This window comes from Pseudomonas sp. FSL R10-1339 (assembly GCF_009600545.1).
In the GTDB taxonomy this organism is placed as follows: Bacteria; Pseudomonadota; Gammaproteobacteria; order Pseudomonadales; family Pseudomonadaceae; genus Aquipseudomonas; species Aquipseudomonas bubulae.
Genome location: NZ_WIVQ01000159.1, coordinates 1 through 5,261, shown reverse-complemented (window position 1 = coordinate 5,261; position 5,261 = coordinate 1). Strand labels below are relative to the sequence as shown.

At 63.6% G+C, this 5,261-nt stretch carries 4 protein-coding genes; all 4 read right to left on the bottom strand.

Going from position 1 to position 5,261, the window contains the following annotated elements:
• Positions 1–182 precede the first annotated feature (182 nt).
• Entirely contained in the window at positions 183–1,694 is a 1,512-nt protein-coding gene (locus GHO03_RS23570; RefSeq protein WP_095001507.1) for a PLP-dependent aminotransferase family protein, read from the bottom strand.
• Between the two features lie 14 nt (positions 1,695–1,708).
• A complete protein-coding gene (locus GHO03_RS23565; protein WP_095020355.1) occupies positions 1,709–3,103 on the bottom strand; it encodes an efflux transporter outer membrane subunit in 1,395 nt (464 codons plus the stop codon).
• A 2-nt stretch (positions 3,104–3,105) separates the two neighbouring features.
• Positions 3,106–4,710, bottom strand: coding sequence for an MDR family MFS transporter (locus GHO03_RS23560; protein WP_372241789.1), 1,605 nt, complete (start codon positions 4,708–4,710; stop codon positions 3,106–3,108).
• Positions 4,703–5,261, bottom strand: a 559-nt coding sequence (locus GHO03_RS23555; RefSeq protein ID WP_153400621.1) for an HlyD family secretion protein, incomplete at its 5' end; no start/stop codon positions are given. The genes GHO03_RS23560 and GHO03_RS23555, both read right to left, overlap by 8 nt.

Genomic DNA, 5,261 nt, shown 5'->3' with positions numbered 1-5,261 from the left:
GCACCGTGTTGCCTGCATCGCGAGCAAGCCCGCTCCCACAGGGAGAGATGGCCCTGGGGTTGTGGGAGCCGGGCTTGGCCGCGATGGGAGCACTGCGGTTTGCCAGATGCAGCGCGTTGCCTGCATCGCGGGCAAGCCCGCTCCCACAGGGGCAACGCAGGCGCTGTTGTGGGGCAAATGGCTCAGCCGCGCACAACTGCAGGTCGTTTCGCGTGGGCGTTGATCACCAGTCCCAGCTCGCGAATGCCGGGGGCAATCAGCTCCTGGGCGATGGAGCCAAAGCCCAGGCGCAGGCAAGGCCGGGGCAGGGTGTCGGGCTCGACGCAAAACGCACTGCTCGGGTCAAACAGCACGCCCTTGGCCAACCCTGCGTAGTACAAGCTCAGCAAGTCGTGCTCGCCGGCCAGCTTGAGCCATAGCGTGGCGCCGCCGCTGGGCATGACAAACTCCGCATCCGGCAGCACTTCACGCAATGCGGTGGCCATCGCCCCGGCCCGCAGTTGCAGTTTTTCCCGGGCCTGTTGCAGCAACCGATCGTAGTGGCCTTGTTGAATAAACAGCGCGGCGGTGATCTGGTTGTTGCCCGGGATCTGGCGGATCATCAGCCGTTGCAGCTGGCGCAGTTGCTCGATCACCGGTGCCGGGGCAACGATGTAACCGATGCCCAGCCCCGGGGACAGCAACTTTGACAAACTGCTGAGGTAGATCACTCGCTCCGCCGGGTCGGTGGCCTTGAGCGCTGGCAGGGCGCGGCCGTCGTATTCGGTCTCGGGGTCATCATCGTCTTCGAAGATCACCTGATCGTGCATCTGCGCATGTTCAAGCAAGGCCTGGCGCCGGCCCAGGCTCATGGTCACACCGGTCGGGCACTGGTAGCCGGGTGTGCAATACAGATAGTCGCAGGCTGCCAGTGCCGGGGATATCTGCAATCCGTGTTCGTCGATGGGCAGCGAGACCATGTGCGCGCCATCGTGGGCAAAGGCATTGCGCGGATCGCGAAAGCCCGGTTCCTCGACCCCGACTACGCTGCCGGGGCGGGCAAACAGGCGCGCGAGCAGGTAAAAACTCTGCTGGCGGCCCAGGGTCAACAACACTTGATCATGGGTGGCGGCAATTCCGCGGCGCGGCAACACGCGGCGGATCAGTTGATCGATCAGCTGGCTGGCGCCGACGTTCTCGCCTTCCTGCCACCAACGATCCACGGCCTTCAATTCCAGTGCCTGACGGCTGCACTGGCGCCACTGGGTGAGCGGGAATTGCCGGGGATCGAACTGGCCGTAGATAAAGGGGTAGCGCACTTCGCGCCAGGTGGGTGGGCGGTCCATAAACGCCAGCGGGTTGCGCGCCAGGTGCATGCGCGAGGCCCAGTCAGGTGGTTGCGCAGCCTGTTCGGGCAGAGGCCGGGTGGTCTGTGTCGGAGTGATGGCGCCGCATACAAAAAAACCGTCACGGGGCCGCGAATCGACATAACCCTCGGCTACCAGGCGTTCGTAGACCAGTACTGCGGTATTGCGCGAAACCCCGGTCAGCATGGCCAGATCACGGCTCGATGGCAGCCGTGTACCGCCAGGTAAGCGCCCGTCGAGCATGGCCGTGACAAACGCGGTGCACAGCTGCACCTGCAGCGGCTCATCGTGCCTGCGCACTTTGGGCAGCAGCTGGCGCCACATCAAATCATGCTGGCTGGAGCGCATGGTCTATCCGGAAATCAGGTCGGGGAGCGCCACCCTAACCCAAGACTCTTTTGCAGGGCTATGTAGTCCTTGATCAACTGACCGTCACTGTGAACCCGGTCCTGTTCGGCGCGGTAGCGGGTGCGTTCGGCGTCCAGCCAGTCGAGCACGCTGCTGGTACCGGCGCGGTATCGCTGTTCGGTGAGGGTGGATGCGCGTACGGCGCTGGTTTCGACCCGGCCCAGGGTGCCCCTGCGCTGGCGTTCGTTACCGTAGCGGGCCAGTGCCACATCGGCATCGCGCAGGGCACCGAGCACGCTGCTGCGGTACCTGGCCAGGGCCTCGTCGCGTCCGGCTTCGGCCTGTTTGACCTGGGCCTGCACGCGGCCAAAGTCCAGCCAGTTCCACTGCAGATAGGGGACACCCAGGGCGCTGAGGTTGTCCTTGCGCAACAGATGGCCCGGCGCGCTGGCGCTGAAACTCAGGGAGCCGAACAGGCTGACCCTGGGAAATGCCGCCGCCTTGTGTTCTCCGATCTGCGCGGTGCTGGAAGCCAGCCGGCGTTCTGCAGCGCGGATGTCGGGGCGCTGTTGCAGCAACTGCGCCGGGTCACCGATATTGACCATGGCGGGCAGTGCCGGCAGCGCGGCTTCGGTGCCCAAACGGGTGTCCAGGGCGCCGGGCTCGAGACCGCTGAGCAAGGCCAGTTCGTCGAGGGATTCAATCACTTCCAGCTCCAGGGCGATGGACGCGGCACGGGTGGTTTCGACCTGGGTGGCGATGCGTTCACGGTCCAGTTCCGAGGCGGTTCCCTGGGCCAGGCGCTGCCCGGTAAAGTCCAGCAACTGGCGCTCAAGCTGTTCGGACTGGCGGGCGATGCGCAGCCGCTGTTGCTGGTCGCGCAGGCCGATATAGGCCTGGCCCACTTCAGCGGCCAGTTGCACATGGGCGTCGGCCAGATCCGCCTGTACGGCATCGGCTTCGGCACTGGCTGCTTCTACCGCGCGGCGGCTGGCGCCGAAAATATCCAGCTCCCAGCTGGCATCGAAACCGCTCAGGTACAGGTGGGTGGCGTCGGTCTGGCTGTCACCCGAGCCGGTGTAAAGCGCCGCTGCCGTGGCCGAGCTTTTGGGCATCTGGTTGCTGCGTTTTTCCGCCAGTCCGGCGCGGGCCTGGCGTAACCGCGCGGCGGCCGCTTGCAGATCGGGGCTGTGGCCCAGTGCACTGTCGATCAACTGGTTGAGCACCGGGTCATTGAGGTCGCGCCACCATTCGGCAACCTGTGGTGTTTGCGCCTGGGTGCCAACCACCTGACGGGTAAAGTCCCTGTCTTGCAGGTGGCTGTCGGGTGCCGCGTGATAGTCCGGGCCCAAGGTGCAGCCCACCAGCAACAACGGACCCAACAGGCTCAAGGGTTTGCAAGCGATCATGGTCAGTGTCCTGTGTTCAATGGCGTACCGGCAGGCGGTTTTTTTAGAAAGAGGGCGAGGGGCAGACACAAAAGCAAGGCGATGCCGAGCACGTAGAAGGTTTCGCTGTAGGTCATCACTTGCGCCTGAACCTGGATCTGCCCGGCCAGTTGACCCAGTGCCTGGAGCTGGGCATGGGCGAGATCGCCGTGCTCAGCGAAAAAGCCCTGGGCGGACGCTGCAAGCTGAGTGTGAGCTTCGACCGACTGTACGCTTACGGCATCGCGCAAGGTGGCGTCATGGAAGCTGCTGCGCCGCTCGATAAACGTCCCCAGCAGCGCCAGCCCCACCGAGCTGCCGAGGTTGCGCGCCATGTTGTAGATACCCGCAGCCTCACCCGCCTCGTGGGCCGGCACGCAGCTCATGGAGGCCTGATTGAGCGGCATCATCGCCATTACCTGGCCCAGGCCCAGCAGCAGTTGGGTGCGAGTGAAATTCTCGCCCACGCTGTCGGCGGTCAGCCCCATGGCCAACAGGCAACTGCTGGCCAGGCAACTGCTGGCCAGGCAACCGAGGCCAAGCATGACCATGATGCGGGTATCCACGCGGCCAAGCAGGCGTGGCAAAACAGGCATCATCAAAAACGCCGGCAAACCCGACATCAGCATCACCGCTCCGGATTGCTGAGCATTGAAACCGGCAATATTGCTCAGAAATTGCGGCAGTACAAAAGCCACGCAATACAGTCCGCAGCCCACCACAAATACAATCGCGATCACGCTGGCAAAGCGCGGATTGAGCAGGAGTTTCAGACGCACAATCGGCGTCTTCGACAGCCTCTGGGCAATCAGCAGCAAGGCGATCCCGGACACCGCCAGCAGGCTCAGGCCGATGATGTGCGAAGACTCGAACCAGCGCTCGCGATTGCCTTCTTCGAGTACCACGGTCATGGCGCTAAGGCCCACGGTCAGGCCGATAATCCCCAGCCAGTCGGCCTTGATAAACGCTTGCCAGTTGCTCGGGCTTTTTTTCAGACCCTGACTGAGCATCACCAGCAGCAAGGCGCACACCGGAATGTTCAGAAAGAAACACCAGCGCCAGCTGAAATTTTCGGTCAGGGTGCCGCCCAATACCGGGCCCAGCAGTGGCCCGAGCAGTACGATCAGGCCGAACATTGTCATGCCGATGGGCATTTGATGGCGCGGTAAGCGGGTGGCCACCAACACCTGCGCCGTGGGAATCATGGCCCCCCCGGCAAAGCCCTGGCCGAGCCGGCCAATGACCATCTGCGGCAAGGTTTCGCTAATGCCGCACAGGATCGAAAACAGACTGAACAGAATCGCGTTGCCGATCAGGAAATTGCGCAGCCCGAACACCCGTGTCAACCAGGCGGTTAACGGGATCATGACAATTTCAGCCATCAGGTAGCCGGTCGAGATCCATGTGCCTTCGGTGCCAGAGGCGCCAATCTGGCCCTGAATCTGAGGCAGGGCGGCGTTGGTGATGGAGATGTCCAGCGTGGCCATCAACGCGCCCAATGCGCCAGCAAAGACCACAATCCAGTCGCTGGTACTGGCATTTGCCCGGGGCGGTTGCAGCGCTGCGGATGCAGCAACAGCACTAGCCACGATGGGTGTCGACGTCGACAGTGGCCGACAGCCCCGGCATCCACTCAATGCCTTTATCGGCAGAGGGGTTCAGGCGAATGCGCACCGGCACCCGCTGTACGATCTTGGTGAAGTTGCCGGTGGCGTTGTTGGACGGCAGCAGGGCGAACTGTGAGCCGGTACCGGGCGACAGGCTTTCAACCACACCCTCAAATTTTATCCCCGGCCAGGCATCGATATGCACCGCCACGGTCTGGCCGGGGTGCATGCGCTCGATCTGGGTTTCCTTGAAGTTGGCGGTCAGGTAGACCTCATCGAGGGGCACTATGGTCATCAGGCGCGTTCCGGGTTGCAGGTATTGGCCCACCCGCACCGAGCGGCTGCCGACGCGGCCGGCCAGGGAGCTGTAAACCACGGTGTCCTGTTCATCAAGCTTGCTTTGGCGGGTGCTGGCCTGGGCGCTGGCCAGTTGTGCACGGGCTTGTTCAATGGCAGCGCGCTGGGTGTGCAATTGGCGCTGGGCAACGTTCAGTGCCGCCGCCTGGGCAGCCCGCCTTGCGCTGGCCTGACGC